The organism is Kitasatospora sp. NPDC004669, from assembly GCF_040609455.1.
Classification (GTDB): domain Bacteria; phylum Actinomycetota; class Actinomycetes; order Streptomycetales; family Streptomycetaceae; genus Kitasatospora.
Genome location: NZ_JBEXKB010000180.1, coordinates 1 through 3,761 on the forward strand (window position 1 = coordinate 1; position 3,761 = coordinate 3,761).

Below are 3,761 nucleotides of genomic sequence, written 5' to 3' on the forward strand. Positions count from 1 at the left end.
ACCATCCGTAGCCTGATCCGCCGTGCCTGGACCACCCACCGCTGGGATACACGACCCCGCCGCCGACCATGACCAGCCACCTATCTGCGCAGGTTGCGGCGGCGGTCTCTGCGGGGCGCGATGGGTCATGAAAGCGCTGGTGCGTTGGGCACGGCGGGGCATAGCGTCCCGCTATGACCGCTGACCATGGGGTCGAGAGCATCCGGGTCGTCGCGCCCTGCGGATCGGGCTTCGCGCAGATCGCCCACCTGTCGTGGGCGCGGCCCACCAACCCTTAGCAGGTCGAAGGGTGTCAGTGGTGAGCTGGCACCCGAGCCGCTATCGGACGAGGTGACTCTCGATGTGGTCGATCACCACGGACACGGCCTGCCGGTAGGCGGTGCTCGACCGGCGGACCTGGGACAGCAGCATGCCGCCTTGGATGGCGGCCAACAGAGCGGTGGCGAGTGCGGCGGTATCGGCGCGCTCGCTCAGCTCGCCGCGTGCCTGCATGCGTGCGAGTCCCGACCTGATGGGGCCTTCCCACCGGTCGAAGGCAGAAACGAGGCTGGCCCGCGCCGACTGATCGCTGTCGGCCAGTTCGCTGGCAAGCGAGCCGATCTCGCAGCCGCCTTCACATCCCCTGGCGTCCTGCTGGCCCCCTGCTCTGTCGCACCATTCACGCAGGGCCTCGATGCTGTCCAAGCTGTCCAGCAGCGGACGCTGCTCGGCGAGCCGGGAGTCCGTCTGATGGTCGATGACCGCCAGGACCAGGCCCTGCTTGTCGCCGAAGTAGTGGTAAATCTGCGACGCGCTGACCCCGGCGGCCGCCTGGATGTCCGGGATGCTCGTACCTCCTGCGCCGCGGTGGAACATCAGCTCCGCAGCGGTCTCGATGATGCGTTCGCGGGTCTTGCGGCCGCCCTTGGTGAGCCGCCGCTCTGCTGGCTCTCCGGCCTTCACTGGTGTGCTCATACCCCCACGCTACCCAAGTTGGAATTGACATTCCAACAATATGCCACCGATGATCCTGGAAAGGCCATTCCAGTGGAACTGGCCGTCTCTTCAGAGAGGTGAGCGCCATGTCCCTCGACCCCCAGATCGACATCCTGCTCAAGCTGGTGGCCGCAGAAGGCGGACCGGCCCCGGAGACCCTGACGGTGGCGGAGAACCGCGCTTTCGGGCGCGCCTTCGGCGCCCTGACCGGCGCTCCCGTACCGGTCGCCGATGTCAGCGACACCACTGCCCCTGCCGCCGGCCGCGACATACCCGTCCGTATCTACCGGCCCGTCACCGAGCCGGACGCCGGGCCGCTGCCCGTAACGCTCTTCTTCCATGGCGGCGGGTGGGTCTTCGGCGACCTGGATACTCAGGACAACATCGCCCGCACCGTGGCCGGCCGCTCCGGCACGATCGTGGTCTCCGTCGACTACCGGCTGGCACCCGAACACCGCTTCCCGGCAGCGGTTGACGACGCCTACGCCGCGCTGAACTGGGTCGCGGACAACGCCCCCGGCTTCGGGGGCGACGGAGAGCGCATCGCCGTGTTCGGCGAAAGCGCCGGCGGCAACCTTGCCGCGGTTCTCGCACAGGAATCCCTGCGCCGCGGGGGACCTCGCATCACGCTTCAGGTACTCGCCTACCCGGCGGTCGATCGGTTCGATGACAGTCCCTCGATGTACGAGAACATCGCGGGACCAGTCCTCTCCCGGTCTTACCTCGAGTGGTTCTGGGGCGCCTACCTCAGCACCCCGGACCAGGGCGCCGACCCGCGGGTCTCACCGGCGCGCTCCGACACACTGGTCGGACTTGCTCCCGCAGTCATTGCTACTGCCGAGAACGACCCCCTGCGCGACCAGGGCGACCACTACGCCCGCAAGCTGGCCGGCGCGGGCGTGCCGGTCCGGCATCTCCCGGTCAAGGGAGCCGTTCACGGCTTCCTCTCGTTCACCGGCTCGGTGCAACTCTCGCGGGACATACTGGACCAGCTCTCGGACGCCGTGGCCACAGCCTTCAACTGACCCGGCCTGCACGGCATCGCCAGTCGCCCGGCGGGCCGGTGGGGCCCTTGCCCGGGCGCGAGCCCTCGCGCCAGGACACCGGCCCATCCGGCCGCGTCCCGCCTCGACGACCAGCGCCTTCACGCTACGGGCCGGGTCGGGGTACCTGGCAACGGGTCGTCGTCCGAAGCCGTTGTATGGCGGGGTGACCGGTCGGGCCGCGGCTCGGCCGCCAACTCCGCCGTCTGCTACGCCCTCGGCATCACCTCCCTCGACCCGATCCACTACGACCTGCTCTTCGAACGCTTCCTCAGCCCCGAGCGCGACGGGCCACCGGACATCGACCTCGACATCGAGCACCGCCGCCGCGAGGAGGCCATCCAGTACGTCTACGACACCTACGGCCGCGACCACGCCGCCCAGGTCGCCAACGTCATCACCTACCAACCCCGCATGGCCATCCGCGACGCCGCCCGAGCACTCGGCTACACCCCCGGTGACCTCGACCGCTTCAGCAAGGAGACCGGCTGGCGGGACATGCCGCCCCCCGACGCCCCCGTGCCCGCAGACGTGCGCGACCTCGCCGCCCAGCTACGCGGCCTCCCCCGCCACCTCGGCATCCACTCCGGCGGCATGGTCCTCACCCGCGAACCCATCAGCGAGACCTGCCCCACCGAATGGGCCACCATGCCCGGCCGCAGCGTCCTGCAGTGGGACAAGGAAGGCTGCGCCGAAGCCGGATTGGTCAAGATCGACCTGCTCGGCCTCGGCATGCTCTCCGCCCTCCACGACGCCTGCGACCTGATCGCCCAACACCACGGCCGCTGGCTCGATCTCGCCACCATCCCGCCCGACGACCCGGACGTCTACGCGATGCTCTGCCGAGCCGACAGCATCGGCCTGTTCCAGGTCGAGTCCCGCGCGCAGGCCTCAGCACTACCGAGGCTCAGACCGCGCCGCTTCTACGACCTCGTGGTCCAGGTCGCACTCATCCGCCCCGGCCCGATCCAAGGCGGATCCGTCCACCCCTACATCAACCGCCGCAACGGCCGCGACAAACCCCTCATCCCCCACCCCCTGATGGAACACGCCCTCGCCAAAACCCTCGGCGTCCCCCTCTTCCAGGAACAGATGATGCAACTGGCCATCGACTCCGCCGGATTCACCCCCACCGAAGCCGACAAGCTACGCCAGGCCATGGGCGCCAAACGCTCCCACGAACGCGTCGCCGAGCTGCGCGAGCGCCTCCTCGCCGGGATGGCCGAGCGCGGCATCCCCGAGGACATCGCCGAGGACGTCTACGCCAAAATCGACGCCTTCTCCGGATACGGCTTCCCGGAAAGCCATGCCGCCTCGTTCGCCCTGCTCGTGTACGCGAGCGCCTGGCTCAAATACCACTACCCGGCCGCCTTCACCTGCGCGCTGCTCGCCAACCAGCCGATGGGCTTCTACTCCCCGCTCACCCTCATCCAGGACGCGCGCCGCCACGGCGTCACCGTGCTGCCCGCCGACATCAACCGAAGCAAGTCACGGCCCACCCTCGAACCCGCACCGTCCGGCAGCGGGCGAGAGATCCAGCCCGCGATCCGCCTCGGGCTGGCGGCCGTCCGCGGCCTCGGCGAGGAGCGGGCCGAGGCGATCGCCGCCGGCCAGCCGTACACGGACCTGGAGGACGTCGCCCGCCGCACCGATCTGCCCGAACCCGCCCTCGAGGCGCTCGCCACCGCGGGCGCCTTCGCCGGTCTCGGCCTGACCCGCCGCCAGGCCCTGTGGTCCGCCGCG

Annotated in this window: 2 protein-coding genes and 1 pseudogene; 2 read left to right on the forward strand and 1 reads right to left on the reverse strand. The window is 69.8% G+C overall.

Translation table 11 applies throughout. The features are described from left to right. Positions 1 to 318: 318 nt before the first annotated feature. The gene (locus ABZW30_RS46615) at positions 319 to 954 is read right to left on the reverse strand and encodes a TetR/AcrR family transcriptional regulator (protein ID WP_355677430.1); all 636 of its coding nucleotides are present in this window, start codon (positions 952 to 954) and stop codon (positions 319 to 321) included. A gap of 107 nt (positions 955 to 1,061) precedes the next feature. On the opposite strand from ABZW30_RS46615, the gene ABZW30_RS46620 reads away from it, so the two are divergent. Both ABZW30_RS46620 and ABZW30_RS46625 read left to right on the forward strand, forming a co-directional pair. After that, positions 1,062 to 2,000, forward strand: coding sequence for an alpha/beta hydrolase (locus tag ABZW30_RS46620; RefSeq protein WP_355677431.1), 939 nt, complete (start codon positions 1,062 to 1,064; stop codon positions 1,998 to 2,000). A gap of 240 nt (positions 2,001 to 2,240) precedes the next feature. Beyond that, positions 2,241 to 3,761: pseudogene (locus ABZW30_RS46625) on the forward strand (error-prone DNA polymerase); the annotation flags it as partial.

Excerpts from the sequence above, each read along its gene's own strand:
- ABZW30_RS46615 (WP_355677430.1), bottom strand. The coding sequence starts at position 954 with ATGAGCACACCAGTGAAGGCCGGAGAGCCAGCAGAGCGGCGGCTCACC.
- ABZW30_RS46620 (WP_355677431.1), top strand. The coding sequence starts at position 1,062 with ATGTCCCTCGACCCCCAGATCGACATCCTGCTCAAGCTGGTGGCCGCA.